Here is a 20,399-nt window from a genome sequence, read left to right as displayed (position 1 = left end):
CGCGCGCGGCGGCGCCTCAAGGCGTCAGCCCAGCCACGGCCGCAGCATCGACAGGTCGTAGCCCGCCGCGCGCGCCGTGGCCAGGATCTCGTCGGCCGTGCCCGGCGCCTGCATCGCCCACAGCGCGCTGCTGCGCGTGCCGCTGCGGCAGAACGCCAGCAGCGGGCCGGGCAGTTCTTCCAGCGCCGCGCCGAACTCCTGCAAGGTCGCGGGTGCGAACGGCATGCCCGCCACCGGGATATGCCGCCAGGCCAGGCCGGCGGTACGCGCCGCCGATTCCAGTGTGGCATTGTCCGGCTGGCCGGGTTCCTCGCCGTCGGGGCGGTTGTTGACGATGCCGCGAAAACCCTGCGCGGCGAGTGCCGCGATGTCGTCGACGTCGATTTGCGCGCTGACGCTCAGCGCACCGGCAAGCGGATGGATCTGCATGCAATGCTCCGTAGGAAGGGATGGACGCCTACAGCGCGTCCAGCGGAATTTTCAGATAGCGCACGCCATTGTCCTCGGCCGGCGGCAACTGGCCGGCGCGCATGTTCACCTGCACCGCCGGCAGCAGCAGTTGCGGCACCTTCAGCGTGGCATCGCGCGCGCGGCGCATGGCGACGAACTCCTCCTCGCCGATGCCGTCATGCACGTGGATGTTGCCCTGGCGTTCGGCCGCCACCGTGGTCTGGTGCGCGAACTCGTCGCGGCCGGGGGCCTTGTAGTCGTGGCACAGGAAGATCCGGGTGGCCTCCGGCAGCGCGAAGATGCGCCGGATCGAGCGGTACAGCGTAGCCGCGTCGCCGCCGGGGAAGTCGCAGCGTGCGGTGCCGTAGTCGGGCATGAACAGCGTGTCGCCGACAAACGCCGCGTCGCCGATCACATGGGTCATGCACGCCGGCGTGTGCCCCGGCGTGTGAATCGCCTGCGCCTCGATCCCGCCTACCCGATAGCGCTCGCCATCGGTGAACAGGTGGTCGAACTGGCTGCCGTCGCGGGCGAACCCGTCGCCGGCGTTGAACAGCGCGCCGAACGTATCCTGCACCTCGCGGATGTGCTCGCCGATCGCCAGCTTGCCGCCCAGCTGCGCTTGCACGTAGGACGCCGCCGACAGGTGGTCGGCATGCACGTGGGTGTCGATCACCCAGTCGAGCGTCAGTCCCTCGGCGCGCACGAACGCAATGACGGCATCGGCGGCGGCGTGGCCGGTGCGCCCGGAGGCCGCCTCGTAATCGAGCACCGCATCGAGCACGGCGGCCCTTCGGGTGGCCGGGTCCCAGGCCACGTAGCTGAAGGTATGGCTGGCCTGGTCGAAGAACGCCCGCACGTCGGGGCTTGGCATGTCCGTCTCCTCGCGGTGAAATCGGGATCGCGGAGATTATGGCCCCTGCGGCAACGGCCGCCGCATCACGCCGATTGCGCGGCCTGCTCCGCCGCGAGGCGCCGGGCGACGCGCGCGAAGCTCGCCGCGGTCTCGGCATTCGCCGGCGCGAAGAAGAACGCGGTGGCGCGATCGACGTGGTCGCTGTCGCGGATCGGCAGGCGCATCGAATGGATGCTGAGGTCGCCGAACTCGCGATGGAAGAACGGCACCACGATCGCGCTCAGCGGCGCGGTGTGGCAGCGCTGCCAGAGTTCGACGAACTCCGTGCTGGCCTCGGCCAGCGCCTCGGTCAGCCGGGCGAAGCGCGGGTCTTCCGGATGCGCCGCCTGGTTCATGCGGAACATGCCGAGCAGGTTCAGCGCGCCGTTCTCGAAATCCGGATACAGCCGCCGCCGCGCCGGATTCATGAACGCGTTCCACAGGTGGTTGTCGGCGAACGGGCCGTCGAACTCGCCGAAGTCGTACAGGCACTCGGCCATGCGGTTCCAGGCCAGCACGTTGAACACCGTGTCCAGCACGAAGGCCGGCGCCTGGTACATCCGCAGCACCTCGTGCATCACCGGCGGCAGGCTGAAGTGATGTTCCGGCACGTCGGTGCGCGACAGCCCCATCAGGGCGAACAGGTAGGCCTCGTCGGTCGGCGACAGCGACAGCGCGCGGGCGATCCGGGTCAGCGCCGCCGCCGATACGTTGATCGCACGGCCCTGCTCCAGCCACGTGTACCAGGTGACGCCGACCTCGGCCAGCGCCGCCACTTCCTCGCGGCGCAGTCCCGGCGTCAGCCGGCGCGAACCCCGCGGCAGACCCGCCGCCTCGGGCGTGAGCGCGGCACGCCGCGTGCGCAGGAAGGCCTTCAGCTCGGTGCGTTGCATGGATGCTTTCATGGGCGATCCGGAACGGGTAGTGGGAGTACCAGCAGTGGGGACTGCCTTCCCATGCTACGTCGCAGCGACCTAATGTCGCCTGTCCCCCAAGTCATGTGCCTACACGTGACCGTGACGCCGGCGATGCGGTCACGCCCGTCCGCGGCGCACTCCAGCCGCCATGCCCGCCGCGCTGTCTTGCAGCCTGTCACGACGCGGCACCCGCCGACGTCCTTGTGTCAACCCATGCAGGAGATCGACATGTCGTTACTCCCCGTCCCCACCCCCGTCCATGCCCCACGCATCGATGCGCTCACCGATTTCGTGATCCATGCCCAGTTGATGCTGGATCCGGCCACCCCGGAATCGATGCGCCGCGAAGCCGAACCGCGCCTGCTGGCGCAACTGCCGATCCTGCAGGCGCTGGGCGTATTCGAACTGTTCACCCTCCGCGATCCGGCGCTGCACGCGCTGGTGCGCGACGAGCTGCAGGCCCAGCGGGTGCGTGCCGCCTGACATCTTGCCAAGGCAAAAGCATTCCAGCACATATTTGCCTTGACAAATATACTTGAGGCAATAGAATGCGCGGCCATGAATACCGAGTCGCTCGCCTTTGCCACCCCGAAAGAAAGCCTGGGCATCCTGCTCGGGCTGGTGCGCGCGGAGATCGTGCGGGCGATGGAAGCCGAGCTGGCCGCGCAGAACGTGAACCTGCGCTTCACCCAGTTCCTGATCCTCAAGCGGTTGGCGAGGCTCGGCCCGATGTCGGCCAGCGAGCTGGCCCGCTCGGTCGAACTGGACGGCGGCGCGATGACCCGCCAGCTCGACCAGCTCGAACGCAAGGGCTACCTGCGCCGCTGCCCACATGAACAGGATCGCCGCGCGTTGCGGATCGAGCTGACCGAGTCGGGCCAGGCGATCTGGCAGCAGCTGACCGACTGCAACGAACGCGTGCTGAATGCCGCCCAGCGCTCGCTGGACGAGGCCGAACAGGCCCGGTTGCACGACTACCTGGAGCGCGTGCTGCACGCCCTTCGCGACAAGAACTGACCCTCCCCCTCGGAGCCCCCCACGTATGCGTCTGCATCACCTTGCGGCTGCCACCGCCCTGACCCTCGCGCTGGCCGCCTGCGCCAGCAGCGGCGGCCTGCATCCGAACGGCGCGCCGCTCGACCCCGCCTCGCTGAAAGCCGCGCACCATCTCGGCGCGAACGACATCGCGGCCGCCTGGCCCGACAGCGACTGGTGGAGCGCGCTGGGCGACCCGCAGCTCGACCGGCTGATCCGCGAAGCGCTGGCCGACAACCCCGGCCTGGCCGTGGCCGATGCGCGCGCCCGCGCGGCGCAGGCGGCCGCCGGCCTGGCCGACACCGCGCGCCGCCCCAGCGTGAATGCCGGGGCCAGCGTTTCCGGCGCGCGCATCCCGACCACGGTGATGCCCGCCGATGCCGGCGGCGGCCACTTCAACCTGGCCAGCTACGCCTATGGCAGCTTCAAGTGGGGCCTGGATCTGTGGGGCGGCAAGCGCGCCGCGTGGGAAGCCGCGTTGGGCGCCTCGCGCGCCGCCGAGGTCGAGGCCCGCGCCGCGCGCATCGAACTGTCCGGCAACGTGGCCCGCGCCTATGCGCAACTCGGTTATGCGTTCGCCCAGCAGGACCTGGCCGCCGGCGAGCTGAAACGCGCGCAACAATCGCAGCAGCTCACCGCGCAGCGCGTGGCCGCCGGCATCGACAACCGCATCGTGCTGAAGCAGGCCGAGGCCGAAGTGGCCACGGATGAGCAGGCAGCCGCGCTGGCCGATCGCGCGGTGGATGCTGCGCGCTCCGCGCTGTCCGTGCTGCTCGGCAAGGGCCCGGATCGTGGCGACGAGATCACCCGTCCACAGGTGCTGGCGCCGGCCGAACTGGCGGTGCCGGAGAATCTGCCGCTGGAACTGATCGGCCATCGCGCCGACCTGGTCGCCGCGCGCTGGCGGGTCGAGGCCGCGGGCAAGGACATCAAGGCGGCCAAGACCGAGTTCCTGCCCAACATCAGCATCGGCGCGATGGCCGGCGTGCTCCGGCTCGGCGGCGGCAACCCGTTCACCCTGCCGGCGCGCTTCTACCAGCTCGGCCCCTCGCTGAGCCTGCCGATCTTCGACGGCGGCCGGCTGCGCGCCAACCTTTCGGCCAAGGACGCCCAGTACGACCTGGCCGTGGCGCAGTACAACCAGACCCTGGTCGGCGCGGTGAACGAGGTTGCCGACGACGTCTCGGCGACGCAATCGCTGCAGCGGCAGCTCGCTGCCCAGCAGCGCGCGCAGGCCGCCGCGCGGCAGGCGTGGGATCTCGCGCTGCAGCGTTACCAGGCCGGCGTCGGCAGCTACCTGGAAGCGCTCAGCGTGCGCCAGCAGCTGCTGGCCGCCGACCGCGGCGTGGCCGCGCTGCAGGCGCAACAGGTCGACCGTTCGATCCAGTTGATCCAGGCCTTGGGCGGTGGATACCGCCCCCAGAATCAAGCACCCCGCGGTGGATACCGCCCCCAGAGTCAAGCACCCCGCGGTGGATACCGCCCGCAGGATCAGGCACCCCGCGACGGCTACCCGCCGCAGGCCGGCGCGCCGGCACCGTCATCTTCCACTTTTGCGCATCGCTGAGGCTTCCCCCATGTCTGCTCAACCCTCATCCGACTCGAACGAGAGCAAGGCCGAGTCCAGGCCGCCGCTGCCGGCGCCGAAGAAATCCCGCGGCGCGCTGCTGCGCGCGCTCGGCGTGGTAGTGCTGCTCGCCGCCATTGGCTGGGGCCTCTGGTACTTCCTCGAAGGCCGCTGGTACGAGAGCACCGACGACGCCTACGTCAACGGCAACGTGGTGCAGATCACCCCGCAGGTGCCCGGCACCGTGGTCAGCATCGGCGCCGACGACGGCAACCTGGTGCACGCCGGCGACGTGCTGGTGAAACTCGACCCCAGCGATGCCGACGTGGCCCTGGCCGAGGCGAAGGCCAACCTGGCGCTGACCGTGCGCAAGGTGCGCGGCCTGTACTCCAGCGTCAGCGGCGCACACGCCGACGTCGCCGCCAGCCAGACCGCGGTGGCGAAGGCGCGCTCCGACTACGAGCGGCGCGTGGCGCTGGCCAAGTCCGGCGCGATCTCGGCCGAGGAACTGGCGCATGCCCGCGACGCGCTGACCACCGCGCAGAACGCCCTCATCACGGCGCAGCAGCAGTACCAGACCAGCAAGGTGCTGGTCGACGACACCGTGGTCGCCTCGCACCCGGACGTGCAGGTGGCGGCGGCCCAGCTGCGCGCCGCCTACCTCGCCGACGCGCGCACGCAGTTGCTGGCGCCGGTGGACGGCTATGTGGCCAAACGCTCGGTGCAGGTCGGCCAGCGCGTGCAGCCCGGCACGCCGCTGATGGCGGTGGTGCCGCTGCACCAAGTGTGGATCGACGCCAATTTCAAGGAGACCCAGCTCACCGACATGCGCATCGGCCAGCCGGTGGAGATCGAATCGGACGTCTACGGCGGCGCGGTGAGCTACACCGGCAAGGTGGAGAGCCTGGGCATCGGCACCGGCAGCGCGTTCTCGCTGCTGCCGGCGCAGAACGCCACCGGCAACTGGATCAAGATCGTGCAGCGCATCCCGGTGCGGGTGGTGTTCACCGACCCGAAGCAGTTGGAGCAGCACCCGTTGCGGCTGGGCATGTCGCTCAACGTGGACGTCAACCTGCATGACCGCAGCGGCCCCACGCTGGCGCAGCGCGCGCCCTCGCAACCCGCCTTCAGCACCGACATCTACAAGCAGCAGCTGGCCAAGGCGGATGCGGCGATCAAGGAGATCATCCACGCCAACATGGCCGGCGACAAATAGCTCCCCGCAGGAGCCCGCTCGCGGGCGATGCTCCTGCTTGATCTTTCAACGGGCACCAGAGCAACGGCATCGCCCGCGAGCGGGCTCCTACGCATTCTTCATTGACCGAACCCGATGACCACCCCATTCCGCCCACCCAATCTGGCACTGAGCACGGTCGGCCTGTCGCTGGCCACCTTCATGCAGGTGCTGGACACCACGATCGCCAACGTCTCGCTGCCGACGATTGCCGGCAACCTCGGCGTCAGCAACGACCAGAGCACCTGGGTGATCACCTCGTTCGCGGTGAGCATGGCGATCTCGCTGCCGCTGACCGGCTTCCTCACCCGCCGCTTCGGCGAGGTGCGCCTGTTCACCGCGTGCACGCTGCTGTTCGTGGCCTCCTCGTTCATGTGCGGCGTGTCGCAGAGCATGGGCATGCTGCTGGTGTTCCGCGCGCTGCAGGGCGCGGTGGCCGGCCCGATGTACCCGATCACGCAGAGCCTGCTGATCAGCATCTACCCGCCGGCCAAGCGCGGCATGGCGCTGGCCCTGCTGGCGATGGTGACGGTGGTGGCGCCGATCGCCGGGCCGATCCTCGGCGGCTGGATCACCGAGAACTATTCGTGGCCGTGGATCTTCTTCATCAACCTGCCGATCGGCATCTTCGCCAGCGTGGTGGTGGCCAACCAGCTGCGCGGCAAGGTCGAGAAGACCGAGCGCCCGCGCATCGACTACGTCGGCCTGATCACGCTGATCATCGGCGTCGGCGCGCTGCAGATCGTGCTGGACAAGGGCAACGACGCGGACTGGTTCAACTCCAACTTCATCATCGTGGCCAGCATCATCTCGGCCATCGCGATCGCGATCTTCCTGATCTGGGAGCTGACCGACCCCGACCCGATCGTGGACCTGAAGCTGTTCCGCCACCGCAACTTCACCACCGGCACGGTGGCGATGGTGCTGGGCTACGCCGCGTTTTTCGCCATCGCGCTGCTGGTGCCGCTGTGGCTGCAGCAGAACCTGGGCTACACCGCCACCTGGGCCGGCTTCGCCACCGCGCCGCTGGGCGTGATCCCGGTGCTGCTGACCTTCTTCGTGGGCAAGTACGCCACCCGCATGGACCTGCGCCTGCTCGCCGCGGCGTCATTCCTGGTGATGGGCGCGACCTGCTTCATGCGCGCGGACTTCTACCTGCAGATCGACTTCTACCACGTGGCGATGGTGCAGCTGCTGCAGGGCCTGGGCGTGGCGCTGTTCTTCATGCCGACGCTGACCATCCTGCTGTCGGACCTGCAGCAGGACGAGATCGCCGCCGGTTCCGGCCTGTCGACCTTCCTGCGCACGCTTGGCGGCAGTTTCTCCGCCTCGATCACCACGCTGATGTGGACCCGCGGCGCGGTGAACCACCACGAGCAGCTGGCCGAGCACATCACGCCCTACAGTCCGGTCAGCCAGGCCGCGATGCAGCAGCTGGGCCACGGCGATCCGCAGCTGGGCGGCAGCGTGATCAACGGCATGATCACCCAGCAGAGCTACCAGATCTCGTTCAACGAGGTGTTCCACGCGCTGGGCTGGATCTTCATCGGCCTGATGCTGGTGATCTGGCTGGCCAAGCCGCCGTTCACGCCGAAGGCGCGGCCGGTCGCTGGCGGGCACTGAGGCGATCGGTCAGAGATCGAAGCCGATGCCCACCAGCGCCATGGTTTCGCCGCGGTTGGGCTGATGCAGGCGAGCGTTGGAAACGTGCCGGATCTGGAAGCTGAAACGGTGCCCTTGCCAGCCGAGCGTGGTGACGAACTCGTACGGGCTGCTCAGCGCCTGCGTGCGCGCGCTGTTTAGCGCCGGCTGGAAACTGGCGAACCAGTGGCCTGGCGCACCATCGGCCGTGCGGTACTGCAGGCGCGCACCGGCGGCCAGCAGCCAGGCTTGCTCCCGGGTGGGGTAGCGATTGTCGCGAAAGCGGGCGATGTCGCGGCCGTCGATCCAGCCCAGCGAGACGTCGGGTGCCAGGCTCCAGCGGCTGTCGCCGATCGCATGGTCGTCGAACACCGCTTCGACGAACAGCGCGGGAGTGCCATGCCCATCCATGTAGCTGCGCCCGCCCTGCACCTGCAGATGGACCGATTGCGCCAGCAGCGGCAGCGGAGACGACGCCAGCGCCAGCAGCAGCAGGCGGGCGGAAAACGGGACGTGCATGGCAACCTCGGACGGGGCGGAATTTTAGTGAACTTGATGGTTCACTAAATAACGTCGAACCGAAGTGAAACCAAGGGGTGGCGAAGAATGATTGCCGCGATGCCCCGCGGCCACGGGATGCCCCTGCCGTTGCAGGGGTTCCCGTGCGCGTTCCGCCGGAACTTCAGCGACCGGCCGGCGCCTGCAGGCTGGGGCTGTCCAGGTCCAGCGCGGTGGATTGCAGCAGCACCGCCTGCGGATGATCCTTGCGGATCGCCGCGCCGAACTGCGCGGCATCGCCCACCACCACCACGTGCAGGTCGTTGGCCGCCAGGTGCTTGCGTGCGTATTTCTCGATCTGCTTCGGCGTGACCGCCTGCACCTCGGTGACGTACTTGCCGATGCTGTCGAGCGGCACGCCGTAGATCGCCAGTTCGGCGACCTCGCCGGCCAGTCCCGCGGTGGTCTCCAGGCTGCGGCCGTAAGCGCCGATCAGGGTGGCCTTGCGCGCAGCGAGTTCATCGGCATCCACGCGGCTGTCGCCCAGCTGCTTGAACTGGCCCAGCATCAGCTCGACCACCTGCGGCGCGGACGGGTTCTTGGTTTGCGCCGAGGCCAGCCAGACGCCGCCATCGCCCAGCCCCTGCAGCCGGCTGCCGGCGCCGTAGGAGAGGCCGCGCTTGATGCGGATTTCCTCGTTGAGGCGTGCCGAGTACGAACCGCCCAGCACCGCGTTGGCCACGCTGCCGACGTAGTAACTGTCGTCGCGGCGCGGCGGCGCGGCGTGCGCGGCGACCACGCCAGCCTGGCCGGCACCGTGCTGGTCGATCAGCAGGATCGGCGGCAGCTGGCTGGCAGCGCTGCCGGCCGGGCGCGGCGGCAGCGGCGTGGCCGGCTTGGCCCAGTCGCCGAAGCTGGCCTGCGCCAGCTGCAAGGCCTGCGCGGGAGTGATGTCGCCGGCGAGGATCAGGATCGCGTTGTCCGGCCGGTACAGCGTGTCGTGCAGGCGTTGCACGTCGGCGCGGGTGATGCGCTTGAGCGAGTCGGGCGTGCCGTGGCGCGAATGGCCATAGGCGCCTTCGCCGAACACGCCGCGGTTGGCCGCCAGCGAGGCCAGCGCGGTGGGCTGGCTCAGCTGCAGGCGCAGGTCGTCGATCGCCTGGCTGCGGGCGCGCTGCACCTCGGTCTCGGCGAAATCCGGCTGGCGCACCACTTCGGCCAGCAGGCCTAGCGCCTGCGGCAGTTTCGGCGTGGTCACGGTGATGCCGATGGCGCTCTCGTCCCAGCCTGCGGAAGCATCCAGCGAGCCGCCCAGCGCCTCGGCGGCGGCAGCGATCTGCGGCGCGCTCCTGCCCGCCGCGCCCTTGCTCAGCAGGTTGGCGGTGAGGTCGGCCAGGCCGGCCAGCCGCGGCGGGTCCATCTCGCCGCCGCGGCGCACCCACAGCTGCGCGGTCACCAGCGGCAGGTTGGCGCGGCGCACGCTGATGACCTCCAGGCCGTTGGGCAGGGTCTGCGCGGTGGGCGTGGGCACGTTCAACTGCGGCGCCGGACCGGGTGCCGGCGGCGTGGCCGGGAAATCGGTCGCGGCAGCGATGCCGGCGGTCAGCGCGATGGCCGTAAAGACGGCCAGACGAAAATGGTTGGCGCGGCTCATTTCGCTGCTCCCTTGGCGGTGTCCGGCGCGGCCTTGGGCTGCGGCAGGTAGTCGATGGTCACCTTCTTCGCGCTGGTGACGTATTTCTGCAGCACGCGATGCACGTCGTTCGCGCTGACTTTCTGCAGCGCGGCCAGGTCGTCGTTGACGTGCTGCACGTTGCCGTCGATCAGGCTGGCCTGGCCGAGCGCGAAGGCGATGCCCTGCGCGGTCTGGCGCTGTTTCAGTTCGCTGGTGAGCAGTTGCGTCTTGACCTTGTCCAGCTCGGCGTCGGCGATCGGCTGGGTCGCCAGCCAGACGATTTCCTCGTTCAGCAGTTTCTCGGCCTGGGCCGGTTCATGGCCGCTGGCGAGCACCGCGTAGACGGTGAACAGGCCCGGGCCCACGCGGGTGTCGGCAAACGCGCCGATCTCCTGCGCGACCTGGTGGCGATACACCAGCGACTGGTACAGCCGCGAGGAATCGCCCTGCGACAGCAGCGCGGCGGCCACTTGCAGCGGAATGCGGTCGGCGCTGTCCGATGCCGGCGGGATCAGCCAGGTCATCGCCACCGCCGGCAGCGGTGCGGTCTCGCTGGTGACGGTGTAGCGCTTGTCCTGCTTGCGTACGGGCTCCTTCGCGGTGACTTGCGGGATCGGCGTGGCCGGCTTGGGAATCCAGCCGAAATACTGGTCGACCCAGGCATCGAGCTGCCTGGGGTCGAAGTCGCCGGCCACGATCAGGGTTGCGTTGTCCGGACGATAGAAAGTGCGGTGGAAGTCGATCACGTTCTGCAGCGAGGCGGCTTCCAGGTCCTCGATGCTGCCGATCACCGGGCGCTGGTACGGATGCACCGTGTACGACTTCGGGTCGATCGCGTTGAACAGCTTGCCGTACGGATTGGCCAGCACGCTCTGGCGGTATTCCTCCTCCACCACCGCGCGCTCGGAGGTGAAGTTCTTCTCGTCCACGTTGAGGTTGGACAGTCGCTCGGCCTCGGCCCACAGCAGGGTCTGCAGGTGGTTGCCGGGCACGATCTCGAAATAGTTGGTGACGTCGTCGCCGGTGGAGGCGTTGTTGGCGCCGCCGACGTCCTCGGTCAGCCGGTCGAACTGCTCGGCGTGCATGTGCTTCGTGCTCTTGAACATCAGGTGCTCGAACAGGTGCGCGAAACCGGAGCGCCCCTGCGGATCGTCCTTGGAGCCGACGTGGTACCAGACCTGCACTGCCACGTTGGGGCTGGCGTGATCCTCCACGCTGAGCACCTGCAAGCCGTTGGGCAAGGTGCGCTGGTGGTACTGGATCGGGGGGATGCTCAGCTGCGCCGCCGTGGTCGGGGGCGGGGCCCACGCGGCGCAGGCGATCAGCGGGACAAGCAGCACGAGGCGCGGCAGGCGCAGGTTCATCCGGTGCACTCCTTCCTGGGCAAGGCGCCTACCTTAGCAAGCTCGCCGGGGATCGTGCGCGTGACTTGCGGCCGCGGCGCGACGACCGACCGGTGACAGTGGTGGCCGAGCCCGAGGTGCGCGATCATCGCCCGCCTGGCCAATGCCGCACGGCAGGCCTTCCCGCATCTCGCCGACCGCTTTTTCGCCGACACGCCTCTTGCGCCGTCGGCCTGCCCGACCCGGAACCCTCGATGCCGCCCGCCCGCCGCGACTCCGTTTTCGCCAACCACAACTTCCGCCTGCTGTTCGGCGGCAGCACGATCTCGATGCTGGGCGACCAGTTCACCCTGGTGGCGCTGCCGTGGCTGGTGCTGAAACTCACCGGCAACCCGGCCGCGCTGGGGCTGGTGCTGGCGGCGATGGCACTGCCGCGCGCGCTGTTCATGCTGATCGGCGGCGCGGTGGTGGACCGGCTGTCGCCGCGCCGCGTGCTGCTCGCCGCGCGCGGGGCGAACGCGCTGCTGGTGGCGCTGCTGGCCGCGCTGGTGCTGCTGGGCGACATCCGCATGTGGCTGGTGTACCTGATCGCGCTGGGCATCGGCCTGTCCACCGCGTTCGCCTACCCGGCCGGCTCGGCAATCCTGCCGCAACTGGTGCGCAAGGATCAGCTGCAACCGGCCAATGCGCTGGTGATGGGCATGCGCCAGCTCAGCATGTTCGTCGGTCCGGCGCTGGCCGGCGTGGTGATCAGCGCGGGCGCGCACGGCGCACAGCCGCAGGCGCTGCAGGATGCGGAGGGACTGGGCCTGGCATTCACCATCGACGCGATCAGCTTCGCCTTCTCGCTGGCGTCGCTGCTGCTGATCCGCGTGTCCGCCGACTTCGATCCGAAGCCCGCCGCGGGCGGCGTGCTGGCCAACGTGGCCAGCGGCGTGCGAATGATCTGGGCCGACCTGCCGCTGCGCGCGTTCATGCTCTACGCGGCCGTGGTCTCGGTGTTCGTCGGCGGCCCGCTGCAGGTGGGCCTGCCGGTGCTGGCCGATACGCGGATGGATCTGGGCGCCGCCTCGCTCGGCATCCTGATGACCGCCAACGGCGGCGGCATGCTGCTGGGCAGCTTTCTCTCCGGCCCGGCCAGCCGCATCGTGCGCGGCCGTCTCGGCCTGATGGTGCTGACCATCGACAGCCTCGCCGGCCTGGCCCTGGCCACGCTGGCGCTGGTGCATGCGACGGTCACCGGCGCGGTGCTGCTGGCCGCCACCGGCGTGCTCGCCGGCATCGCGCAGATCGCCATCGTCAGCTGGATCCAGCGTCGCGTGGCGCCGGAAATGATGGGCCGCGCCATGAGCGTGCTGATGTTCACCTTCATGGGCCTGGGGCCGATCTCGGCCGCGATCGCCGGCAGCCTGCTCAGGCTGATCCCGCTCACCGGCCTGTTCGCCGGCGCCGGCTTGCTGCTCACCGCGATCGCCCTGGGCTGCATGCGCAGCCCGGCGCTGCGCAGCATCGGGGCAGCGCCGACGGCGACGGCGGCGTCCTGATCCTGCCGCCGCGCACTTTGCATTAGAGTCGGATGGCCGGATGGCCGCGGAACGCGGCCGCGCACATCGCAAAACAGGGGAAATCGCCATGGATACTCGACGCTGGTTGGTCGCGCTGGTGCTGCTGTGCGCCACGTTCCTGCACGCCGAACCGGTACCGCTTGCCGATCTCGCACGGCACATGCAATACGAAGCCGTGAAGATTTCGCCTGACGGCAAGTACCTTGCCACCACCGCCCTGGTGGATGGCCACAGTCTGCTGGCGCTGATTCGCCTGGCCGACAAGAAGGGGCAGCTGATCCGCCAGCGCAACGAAGACGCGGTGACGGACTTCTGGTGGATCTCTCCCACCCGCGTGGTGTACACGGTGGGGACACGGCTGGGTGGCTACGACCGCCCGTTGCCCACCGGCGAGTTGTATGCGGTCAATGCCGATGGAACAGGCTCGACCATGCTGTACGGCTTTCGCAAGGACGGCATGACCACCGGTACGCTGGTCAAGCAGGTGGTGAGCGAACGCGGCTCGGCGGAGTTCATCGGCACCATTGCCGGCGATCCGAAACACATCCTGGTCGCTACCCGGCTGTGGGACGCCAACGGCAAGCACGGGGTGTTTGCCACCGCCTCCCGCATGGACGTGCGCACCGGCAAGTTGCGGGAAATCATCACCGCACCGATGCGCGACGCATTTTTCGTCGGCGACCATCAAGGCCGGATCCGCTTTGCCTGGGGCGAGGACGAGCAGGGCGACGTCCGGGTGTTCCAGCTGCCGCTCGGGGGCGGCGACTGGAAGCCCATGCCCGAACTGGGCGCCAGCCATTCCGTGCCGATCGCCTTCGACCGTGATGACAGCGGGGCGTACTTCAGCTGCCCGGCCCCCAGCGGCGGTTTCGGCATCTGCCGCTGGAGCGAAGACAAGCCCACGCTGCAGGAGGTGTGGAGCAATCCCACTGTCGAATCGGACGGCCTGCTGCAGGGGCTGGCCGAAGACGACATCGCCGGTGTCGCCTACATGGACGGCCGCGCCGGCATCGCGCCGTTCGACATGCAGTCGCCGGCGGCGCGCATGCTGGTGGCGCTGATGAAGCAGTTCCCGGGCGAAAGCGTGCGCTTCGTCTCCGGCACCAGCGATGGCAGCCTGAGCGTGATGCTGGTGGAGGCCGACGCCGATCCGGGCACGTTCTACCTGTTCGACGCCAAGGCCGCAAGGCTGACGCCGCTGCTCAAGCGCGCGCCGTGGATCAATCCGCAGTCGATGGCGACCAAGCAGCCGTTCGAGTTCGCCGCGCGGGACGGCATGAAGCTGCAGGGCTACCTGAGCTACCCGCCGGGCCATGAGCAGGACAAGCACCTGCCCACGGTGGTGATGGTCCATGGCGGCCCGTTCTCCGTGCGCGACCGCTGGGAGTACGACGCCGACGTGCAGGCGCTGGCGACGCGCGGCTACGTCGTGGTGCAGGTCAATTTCCGCGGCTCGGGCGGCTACGGCTACGCGTTCGAGCAGGCCGGCTGGCGCGAGTGGGGCGGCAAGATGCAGGACGACGTCACTGACGCCACGCGCTGGGCCATCGCCCAGGGCATCGCCGACCCGCAGCGCCTGTGCATCTACGGCGCCAGCTACGGCGGTTATGCCGCGCTGGAAGGCGCGGTGAAGGAGCCGGACCTCTACCAGTGCGCGATCGGCTACGTCGGCATCTACGACCTGCCCCTGATGTACCGGCGCGGCGACATTCCCGAAACGGTCAGCGGCGAGAATTACCTGAAGCGCCAGCTGGGCGACGACATGGCGCAACTGGCGCAGCGCTCGCCGATCAACCAGCTCGATGCGCTCAAGGCGCGGGTGATGCTGGTGGTCGGCGGCCAGGACCGGCGCGTGCCGCCGATCCAGGGCACGAACCTGCACGAGGCGCTGCTCAAGCGCCACGTGCCGCACGTCTGGCTGGAAAAGCCCGGCGAGATGCACGGCTTCTACGACGAGGCCAACGTCGCCGAGCTGTACGGGAAGATGCTCGACTTCATCGGTTCGAGCATCGGGCCCGGCGTCACGGCAGGCGGCAAGTAGGCGCGCGGCACTCGACTCGCTGTTCGCCACTCGAACCGCAGTTGCCGATGGCGGGGACCGGGAACGCGCCGCGCCCGCGGCTTCAGGCCCTGCGGCGCGCTGCCGCGGCGTACGGCAGCGCGAACAGGTACAGGCCGCTGAACAACTGCGCGAACAGCGGCGGCAGCGGCGCATAGGTCAACCATGCCGGCGGTTCGTGCGGGCTCATCCCGCGCCAGGCGAAGTTCGCGATCACGGTCAGGGTGAACACGATCGACAGCCAGCGGTGGCTCTGGCGGATCCACTGGCTCGCGCTCATGCCGCGCCCTTCGCCCTGGCCTCGATCATCTTCCAGCCATTGCCGGAGGGATCGCGGAAGCCTGCATCCACGGTGCCGTAGCGGCGCATCGGCTCCTGCGTGAACTCCACGCCCAGCGCTTGCAGCCGCTCGAAAGCGGCCTGGCAATCGTCCACCGCCAACACCAACGGCGGCATCGCACCCTTGGCCACCATCTCGCAGAGCGTCTGCGCAGTCGCCGCGTCGTGGACCGGCGGCCCCGGCCTGAACAGACCGAGCTGGAACGAGGGCTGCTCCGGATGCTGCACGGTGAGCCAGCGATAGTCGCCGTTGCGCGCATCGGCACTGACGACAAAGCCCAGCTTTCCGACATAGAAGGCGAGCGCTTCATCCTGGTCGCGGACATAGAGTCCGGCTACATCGACACCTTGAGTCATGGGACCTCCGTGGATTGGAGTGCCTTTTTACCGGGGGCTGCACGGCGGCGCTTCTCCGAAACTGCGCTCCTGAGGTCGGGCCGGTGCGCGGCGCGCACGAAGCATTCCGGAACATGTCCGTGTCCATGCCCGATCGCGCGCTGGCGCGCGCGGAATTCGCCCGGACTCTCGCCGGTGATGTCGCGGAAGATCCGCCCGAACGTGCCGATGCTGTTCCAACCGGTCTGCAGCGCGATCTCGGTGACCGGCAGATCGCCATCGCGCAGCAGCGCCGTGGCGCGTTCGATCCGGCGCGTGAGCAGATAGCGATGCGGCGGCACGCCGAACGCTTCCCGGAACGAACGCGCGAAGTGCGCCGCCGACACCGCGCTCACCTGCGCCAGCCGCCGGACCGGCCACTCCTCGTGGGAGGCTGCGTCCATCCGGTCCTTCGCGCGCAGCAGGCGGCGCAACAATTCGGGATTCTGGCCCATCGGCTTCGTGCCCTGCGTGACGCCATCGAATGACTGCACCGGACAGTGCAGCAGAATCCCGCGGCATGGCAAGCGTGTCCGGCCAACTACTCCAGTTGTTCCCTTGCTCTCGGCACTCGACGCCACGTATCGTCGTCTCGCCCAAGGCATCCATTTGCGGACGGCTTGCACGCTGACAAAAGCGCGGCTGTCCCGGCACTCCACTCGAACATCACGGCGCCATGACCATTCAGTCCCGCTCGACCTACGCCGGTTGGAACAAGGTGCTGAAGATCCTGTCTGCGACGCAGTTGTGCGTGGCACTCGCGTTCGGCGCGGTGTACGCCTGGCACATTTCGCGGGTCGGCGCTCATGCGCGCACCCACATCCTCGTTTCCAGCTGGATCGCGTGGGGCTTCGTGTTCGCCAGCCTGGTCGTGGTTGCCGGCTCGCTCAGCATGCGGCGACTGGCCTCGTCCGCCGGCGTCCGGCCCGCAGCCATCTGGCCCGTTGCCTTCGCGTGGCTCATCATTGCCGGCGTCTGGATGACCAGTGACTAGTGTGGGCTACCGCCATCTGCCCTGCGCACCGGCGAGTCCGCGCGGTACTGCTCGATGCTGTCCTCACCTGGAGTCCCCATGAACTTTTCCGATCTGGAAAAATCCGCGCTGCGGCTCAACGACCTCTACGAGCAGCTGGAAACCAGGATGTACGGACGCGCCTGGACCACGCAGGAGCTGGCGCTGGGTTTCATGGGCGACGTCGGCGACCTGGCGAAGCTGATCCAGGCGAACGCGGGGGTCCGCAAGATCGACGACTGCAAGGCGAAGCTTGGCCACGAGTTGTCGGACTGCCTGTGGTCGATCATCGTGCTGGCGGACAAGTGCGGGATCGACCTGGAAGCGGAGTACTGCAGGAACACGAGGGAGCTGATCGATCACGTTGCCGGCGAACTGCGCACATGACGACCGCCCGGGCCCGCGCCTGGAGCACGATTCCGTGACGCAGCCACCCCGCAGAAACCGAACGCCGTAGCGGCGCGCGCAGCGGGAGCCGCGCGAATCCTCGATCGCCCGGTCCACGGCGATCAGGCCGCGGGCTGCGGACGCGCCAACGCCTTCAACCGCTTCTTCTCCGCCTTGCGCTCCTTGCGCGCCGCCTTGCGGATCTTGCGGTCGTGATTCCACAGGTAGATCGCCGGGGTGCTGAGCAGGGTCAGCAGTTGCGAGACCAGCAGGCCGCCGACGATGGCGATGCCGAGCGGCTGGCGCATTTCGGAGCCGATGCCGAAGCCGATCGCCAGCGGCATCGCCGCGCCCATCGCCACCAGGGTGGTCATGGTGATCGGGCGGAAGCGGACCAGTGCGGCTTCGCGGATGGCATCGGGCGCGGACATGCCGTGCTCGCGCTCGCGCACCAGGGCGAAGTCGACCATCAGGATCGCGTTTTTCTTGACGATGCCGATCAGCATCAGGATCGCGATGATCGCCATCAGCGACAGCTGCGTCTGCGTGACCAGCATCGCCAGGAACGCGCCGGCGCCGGCGGCGGGCAGGGTGGAGAGGATGGTCAGCGGGTGGCCCAGGCTTTCGTAGAGGATGCCCAGCACGATGTACATGGCCAGGATCGAGCCGAGCAGCAGCACCATGCCGTTCGATTGCGCCTGCTTGAGGCGCTGGTTGGCGCCGGTGTATTCCACCTTGACGCCGTCCGGCAGGTGCAGCGCGAAGGCGGCCTGGTCGACCAGCGCCACGCCGCGATCCTGGGTGACGTCCTTGGCCAGGTTGTAGCTGATGGTCACCGCCTGCAGTTGGTTGTGGTGGCGCACGCGCAGCGGGCTGATCGTCGGCTCCATGGTGGCCAGCGCGGAAAGCGGAATCATCTTGCCCTGCTCGCTGCGCACGCGGATGTTCAGCAGCGACTGCGGGCTCAGGTTCTCGTTCGGGCTGGCGTTGAGCACCACCGCGTACTGGTTGATGTCGGAGTAGATCTGCGACACCTGGCGCTGGCCGAACGCGCTGAACAGCGCGGTGTCGATGGCGCCCACGCTGACGTGCAGCCGCGCGGCGGCCTCGCGGTCGATGCGCAGCTGCTGCTGCTTGCCGACCTGGTCGAACGGGCTGCTGACGTCGCGGAACTCCTTCAGCGTGCGCAACTGGCGCACCATCTTCAACGCCCACGGCTGCAGGTCGCTGCCCTGGGTGCTGGTGAGCTGGAACTCGTACTGGCCGCCGCGGTCGCCGCTGCCGCCGCCGCCGAGGAATTGCGAGGCGCTGACCGACACCTTGACGTCGGGCAGGCGGTCGTACTGTTTCGAGAGGCGCTCGATCACTGCCTTGATGCCTTCATCGCGCTCGCCAGGGCCATCGCCGCGCGGCTTGAGGTCGACGAACATCTGCGCGCTGTTGCCTACCGCGCCGCCGGCACCGTTGCCGCCGAGCAGGGTCAGCTGGTCGAGCACGGCAGGGTCGGCCTGCATGATCTTCTGCACCTGCCGCGCGCGGTCGGCCAGCACGGTGGGCGAGATGTTCGCGTCGGCGTCGATCTCCACCTGCAGCTGGCCGGTGTCCTCGTCGGGCATGAAGGTGCCGCCGGCGGTCTTCACCACCGCCGCGCCCAGCGCGAAGGTGAGGAACAGCAGCAGCAGCGGCTGCCAGCGCATCAGCCGGCGGTGGCGCATGGCCCAGTCCAGCGCGCTTTCGTACATCCGCAGCAGGCCGCGATCGAAACGCTCCACCGCCCGCTCGATGCGCCCCGGCGGGGGCGCCGGCACCGGCTCGTGCTTGAGCAGGTGGCCGCACAGCGCAGGCGTGAGGGTGAGCGAGACGATCGCCGAGATCACCACCGCGGCGGTGAGCGTCACCGAGAACTCGCGCAGCAGCATGATCAGCATGTTGTTGCCGAACAGCAGCGGCGCGAACACCGCCACCAGCGACAGCGTGATCGATACCACGGTGAAACCGATCTCGCGCACGCCGGTCAACGCCGCCGGCAGCGGGGCCATGCCCTGCTCCATGTGGCGCACGATGTTCTCGATCACCACGATCGCATCGTCCACCACGAAACCGATGCACAGCACCAGCGCCACCAGCGACAAGGTGTTGAGCGTGTAGCCGAGCATCCACATCACCACGAACGCGCCGGCCAGCGACAGCGGCACGCTGAGCATGGCGATCAGGGTCGGCCGCAGCCGGCGCAGGAACACCAGCATCACCAGCGCCACCATCGCGATCGAGATCAGCAACGCGACCTTCACCTCGTGCAGCGCCGACTGCGTGGTCTGGGTGAGGTCGAACACCGGCAGCATGTTCACGTCAGAGGGCAGCGAGGCGGCCAGTTGCGGCAGACGCGCGCGGATCGCCGCCACCGTGGCCACCGCGTTCGCCTCCGGCCGCTTGGTGATCTGCAGGCCGACCGTGCGCGCGCCGTTGAACCACGCCGCCTGGTATTGATCCTGCTGGCCGGAGTAGACATGCGCCACGTCGGACAGCCGCACCGGCGCGCCGTTGCGCTCGGCGATCAGCAGGTCGGCGAACTGGGCCGGCTCGCGCAGGCCGTCGTTGGCGCTCACCGTCATCTGCGTGCGACCGTCGCTGATGATGCCCTGCGGCGAGTTGACGTTGGCTGCGCGCAACGCGTTGGCGACGTCGTTGGCGGTGAGATCCTTGGCGGCCAGCGCGCGGTTGTCCAGGTCGATGCGCACCGCGTGCGGCGTGCCGCCGAACACCTGCACCTGGGCCACGCCGTCGATCTGCGCGACGGCGGGTTTCAGCAAAGTGTCGGCCAGGTCGAACAGCTTGTCCTGCGGCATGCCCTCGGAGGTCAGGGTGATGAAGAGGATCGGGATCTGCGAGGTATCGAACTTGAAGTACTGCGGGGGCGAAGGCATGCCCGCGGGCAGGTCGGCCGCCGCGGCATTCAGCGCCGCCTGCACGTCCCGCGCGGCGCTGTCGGCGGTGCGGCTGAAGTTGAAGCGCACGCCGATCCCCACCGCGCCTTCGTTGGCGTTGCCGTACATGTCGTCGATGCCGGGGATCTGGCCAAGATGGCGTTCCAGCGGCGCCATCACCGTGTTGGCCATGGTCTGCGCGCTGGCGCCGGGCATGTTCGCCACCACGTAGACACCGGGGAAGTCCAGCGAGGGCAGCGCCGCCACGCCGAGCAACAGGTAAGCCCACAGCCCGGCCAGCACCAGGCCGACGGCAAGCAGCGAGGTGCCGGCCGGGCGGCGGATCAACGGGGCGAACACGTTCACGCGAATACCCGCGGCGAGGAAGCGGAGCGGCGCACGGCGCACGCGTGCGCCAAGTACGCAAGACCAGCAGTGGGCAGCGGAGTTCCTTTCATGGCGGCTTTATGCCACCGGGCATCC

At 68.8% G+C, this 20,399-nt stretch carries 19 protein-coding genes; 9 read left to right on the top strand and 10 right to left on the bottom strand.

The features are described 5' to 3' along the window. Positions 1 to 24 precede the first annotated feature (24 nt). From ACFCQI_RS07935 to ACFCQI_RS07925, 3 genes are all read right to left on the bottom strand, one after another. The gene (locus ACFCQI_RS07935) at positions 25 to 429 is read right to left on the bottom strand and encodes a TIGR01244 family sulfur transferase (RefSeq protein WP_395120897.1); all 405 of its coding nucleotides are present in this window, start codon (positions 427 to 429) and stop codon (positions 25 to 27) included. A 28-nt stretch (positions 430 to 457) separates the two neighbouring features. Continuing rightward, entirely contained in the window at positions 458 to 1,324 is an 867-nt protein-coding gene (locus ACFCQI_RS07930) for an MBL fold metallo-hydrolase (protein WP_395120896.1), read from the bottom strand. A 65-nt stretch (positions 1,325 to 1,389) separates the two neighbouring features. Next, the gene (locus ACFCQI_RS07925; RefSeq protein WP_395120895.1) at positions 1,390 to 2,250 is read right to left on the bottom strand and encodes a helix-turn-helix transcriptional regulator; all 861 of its coding nucleotides are present in this window, start codon (positions 2,248 to 2,250) and stop codon (positions 1,390 to 1,392) included. A gap of 240 nt (positions 2,251 to 2,490) precedes the next feature. Here ACFCQI_RS07925 and ACFCQI_RS07920 point away from each other — a divergent pair, with 240 nt between their 5' ends. The 5 genes from ACFCQI_RS07920 (at position 2,491) to ACFCQI_RS07900 (ending at position 7,721) form a co-directional block, all read left to right on the top strand. Beyond that, the gene (locus ACFCQI_RS07920; protein WP_395120894.1) at positions 2,491 to 2,745 is read left to right on the top strand and encodes a hypothetical protein; all 255 of its coding nucleotides are present in this window, start codon (positions 2,491 to 2,493) and stop codon (positions 2,743 to 2,745) included. A gap of 75 nt (positions 2,746 to 2,820) precedes the next feature. Further along, the gene (locus ACFCQI_RS07915) at positions 2,821 to 3,279 is read left to right on the top strand and encodes a MarR family winged helix-turn-helix transcriptional regulator (RefSeq protein ID WP_395120893.1); all 459 of its coding nucleotides are present in this window, start codon (positions 2,821 to 2,823) and stop codon (positions 3,277 to 3,279) included. A 25-nt stretch (positions 3,280 to 3,304) separates the two neighbouring features. Continuing rightward, positions 3,305 to 4,864 carry an efflux transporter outer membrane subunit gene (locus ACFCQI_RS07910; protein ID WP_395120892.1) on the top strand — a complete coding sequence of 520 codons (1,560 nt, stop codon included), beginning with the start codon at positions 3,305 to 3,307 and terminating at the stop codon, positions 4,862 to 4,864. 10 nt (positions 4,865 to 4,874) lie between these two features. Continuing rightward, positions 4,875 to 6,080, top strand: a complete 1,206-nt coding sequence (locus ACFCQI_RS07905; RefSeq protein WP_395120891.1) for an HlyD family efflux transporter periplasmic adaptor subunit — start codon at positions 4,875 to 4,877, stop codon at positions 6,078 to 6,080. 114 nt (positions 6,081 to 6,194) lie between these two features. Continuing rightward, entirely contained in the window at positions 6,195 to 7,721 is a 1,527-nt protein-coding gene (locus ACFCQI_RS07900; RefSeq protein ID WP_395120890.1) for a DHA2 family efflux MFS transporter permease subunit, read from the top strand. A gap of 9 nt (positions 7,722 to 7,730) precedes the next feature. On the opposite strand, the gene ACFCQI_RS07895 is transcribed toward ACFCQI_RS07900, so the two are convergent. From ACFCQI_RS07895 to ACFCQI_RS07885, 3 genes are all read right to left on the bottom strand, one after another. Continuing rightward, positions 7,731 to 8,258: an acyloxyacyl hydrolase gene (locus ACFCQI_RS07895; protein WP_395120889.1), complete on the bottom strand. Its 528-nt coding sequence runs from the start codon at positions 8,256 to 8,258 to the stop codon at positions 7,731 to 7,733. A gap of 163 nt (positions 8,259 to 8,421) precedes the next feature. Further along, positions 8,422 to 9,891 carry a M16 family metallopeptidase gene (locus tag ACFCQI_RS07890; protein ID WP_395120888.1) on the bottom strand — a complete coding sequence of 490 codons (1,470 nt, stop codon included), beginning with the start codon at positions 9,889 to 9,891 and terminating at the stop codon, positions 8,422 to 8,424. Further along, the gene (locus tag ACFCQI_RS07885; protein ID WP_395120886.1) at positions 9,888 to 11,276 is read right to left on the bottom strand and encodes a M16 family metallopeptidase; all 1,389 of its coding nucleotides are present in this window, start codon (positions 11,274 to 11,276) and stop codon (positions 9,888 to 9,890) included. Before ACFCQI_RS07885 ends, ACFCQI_RS07890 begins: the two co-directional genes overlap by 4 nt. A gap of 233 nt (positions 11,277 to 11,509) precedes the next feature. On the opposite strand from ACFCQI_RS07885, the gene ACFCQI_RS07880 reads away from it, so the two are divergent. Together ACFCQI_RS07880 and ACFCQI_RS07875 are read left to right on the top strand one after the other, a co-directional pair. Further along, on the top strand, positions 11,510 to 12,799 hold the full coding sequence (locus ACFCQI_RS07880) for an MFS transporter (RefSeq protein WP_395120885.1): 1,290 nt from the start codon (positions 11,510 to 11,512) through the stop codon (positions 12,797 to 12,799). An 88-nt stretch (positions 12,800 to 12,887) separates the two neighbouring features. Further along, positions 12,888 to 14,861 carry an alpha/beta fold hydrolase gene (locus tag ACFCQI_RS07875; RefSeq protein WP_395120884.1) on the top strand — a complete coding sequence of 658 codons (1,974 nt, stop codon included), beginning with the start codon at positions 12,888 to 12,890 and terminating at the stop codon, positions 14,859 to 14,861. Positions 14,862 to 14,943: 82 nt separating this feature from the next. Here the strand turns inward: ACFCQI_RS07875 and ACFCQI_RS07870 are convergent, their stop codons facing one another. Genes ACFCQI_RS07870 through ACFCQI_RS07860 form a run of 3 tightly spaced genes read right to left on the bottom strand, consistent with a single transcriptional unit; the run spans position 14,944 to position 16,048 of the window. Then, the gene (locus ACFCQI_RS07870; protein WP_395120883.1) at positions 14,944 to 15,159 is read right to left on the bottom strand and encodes a hypothetical protein; all 216 of its coding nucleotides are present in this window, start codon (positions 15,157 to 15,159) and stop codon (positions 14,944 to 14,946) included. Continuing rightward, complete coding sequence (locus tag ACFCQI_RS07865) at positions 15,156 to 15,575, bottom strand: VOC family protein (protein ID WP_395120882.1); 420 nt, start codon at positions 15,573 to 15,575, stop codon at positions 15,156 to 15,158. The genes ACFCQI_RS07870 and ACFCQI_RS07865 overlap by 4 nt, the downstream gene beginning before the upstream one ends. Then, entirely contained in the window at positions 15,572 to 16,048 is a 477-nt protein-coding gene (locus ACFCQI_RS07860) for a helix-turn-helix transcriptional regulator (RefSeq protein WP_395120881.1), read from the bottom strand. The genes ACFCQI_RS07865 and ACFCQI_RS07860 overlap by 4 nt, the downstream gene beginning before the upstream one ends. A 221-nt stretch (positions 16,049 to 16,269) precedes the next feature. On the opposite strand from ACFCQI_RS07860, the gene ACFCQI_RS07855 reads away from it, so the two are divergent. Together ACFCQI_RS07855 and ACFCQI_RS07850 are read left to right on the top strand one after the other, a co-directional pair. Next, positions 16,270 to 16,587 carry a hypothetical protein gene (locus tag ACFCQI_RS07855; RefSeq protein WP_395120880.1) on the top strand — a complete coding sequence of 106 codons (318 nt, stop codon included), beginning with the start codon at positions 16,270 to 16,272 and terminating at the stop codon, positions 16,585 to 16,587. Between the two features lie 78 nt (positions 16,588 to 16,665). Then, positions 16,666 to 16,992, top strand: a complete 327-nt coding sequence (locus ACFCQI_RS07850) for a nucleotide pyrophosphohydrolase (protein WP_395120879.1) — start codon at positions 16,666 to 16,668, stop codon at positions 16,990 to 16,992. A gap of 122 nt (positions 16,993 to 17,114) precedes the next feature. Here ACFCQI_RS07850 and ACFCQI_RS07845 read toward each other — a convergent pair whose 3' ends face one another. Next, positions 17,115 to 20,282 carry an efflux RND transporter permease subunit gene (locus ACFCQI_RS07845; protein ID WP_395120878.1) on the bottom strand — a complete coding sequence of 1,056 codons (3,168 nt, stop codon included), beginning with the start codon at positions 20,280 to 20,282 and terminating at the stop codon, positions 17,115 to 17,117. Positions 20,283 to 20,399: the final 117 nt, after the last annotated feature.

The sequence above is a fragment of the Rhodanobacter sp. FW102-FHT14D06 genome (assembly GCF_043950705.1).
Lineage (GTDB): Bacteria > Pseudomonadota > Gammaproteobacteria > Xanthomonadales > Rhodanobacteraceae > Rhodanobacter.
Note: the sequence above shows the minus strand (reverse complement) of the source record. Positions and strands in the feature narration are given on the sequence as shown.

Coding starts and splice junctions, on each gene's coding strand:
- ACFCQI_RS07915 (WP_395120893.1), top strand. CDS start 2,821: ATGAATACCGAGTCGCTCGCCTTTGCCACCCCGAAAGAAAGCCTGGGC.
- ACFCQI_RS07930 (WP_395120896.1), bottom strand. CDS start 1,324: ATGCCAAGCCCCGACGTGCGGGCGTTCTTCGACCAGGCCAGCCATACC.
- ACFCQI_RS07890 (WP_395120888.1), bottom strand. CDS start 9,891: ATGAGCCGCGCCAACCATTTTCGTCTGGCCGTCTTTACGGCCATCGCG.
- ACFCQI_RS07900 (WP_395120890.1), top strand. CDS start 6,195: ATGACCACCCCATTCCGCCCACCCAATCTGGCACTGAGCACGGTCGGC.
- ACFCQI_RS07855 (WP_395120880.1), top strand. CDS start 16,270: ATGACCATTCAGTCCCGCTCGACCTACGCCGGTTGGAACAAGGTGCTG.
- ACFCQI_RS07920 (WP_395120894.1), top strand. CDS start 2,491: ATGTCGTTACTCCCCGTCCCCACCCCCGTCCATGCCCCACGCATCGAT.
- ACFCQI_RS07870 (WP_395120883.1), bottom strand. CDS start 15,159: ATGAGCGCGAGCCAGTGGATCCGCCAGAGCCACCGCTGGCTGTCGATC.
- ACFCQI_RS07910 (WP_395120892.1), top strand. CDS start 3,305: ATGCGTCTGCATCACCTTGCGGCTGCCACCGCCCTGACCCTCGCGCTG.
- ACFCQI_RS07935 (WP_395120897.1), bottom strand. CDS start 429: ATGCAGATCCATCCGCTTGCCGGTGCGCTGAGCGTCAGCGCGCAAATC.
- ACFCQI_RS07860 (WP_395120881.1), bottom strand. CDS start 16,048: ATGGGCCAGAATCCCGAATTGTTGCGCCGCCTGCTGCGCGCGAAGGAC.
- ACFCQI_RS07925 (WP_395120895.1), bottom strand. CDS start 2,250: ATGAAAGCATCCATGCAACGCACCGAGCTGAAGGCCTTCCTGCGCACG.
- ACFCQI_RS07875 (WP_395120884.1), top strand. CDS start 12,888: ATGGATACTCGACGCTGGTTGGTCGCGCTGGTGCTGCTGTGCGCCACG.
- ACFCQI_RS07850 (WP_395120879.1), top strand. CDS start 16,666: ATGAACTTTTCCGATCTGGAAAAATCCGCGCTGCGGCTCAACGACCTC.
- ACFCQI_RS07905 (WP_395120891.1), top strand. CDS start 4,875: ATGTCTGCTCAACCCTCATCCGACTCGAACGAGAGCAAGGCCGAGTCC.
- ACFCQI_RS07880 (WP_395120885.1), top strand. CDS start 11,510: ATGCCGCCCGCCCGCCGCGACTCCGTTTTCGCCAACCACAACTTCCGC.
- ACFCQI_RS07865 (WP_395120882.1), bottom strand. CDS start 15,575: ATGACTCAAGGTGTCGATGTAGCCGGACTCTATGTCCGCGACCAGGAT.
- ACFCQI_RS07895 (WP_395120889.1), bottom strand. CDS start 8,258: ATGCACGTCCCGTTTTCCGCCCGCCTGCTGCTGCTGGCGCTGGCGTCG.
- ACFCQI_RS07885 (WP_395120886.1), bottom strand. CDS start 11,276: ATGAACCTGCGCCTGCCGCGCCTCGTGCTGCTTGTCCCGCTGATCGCC.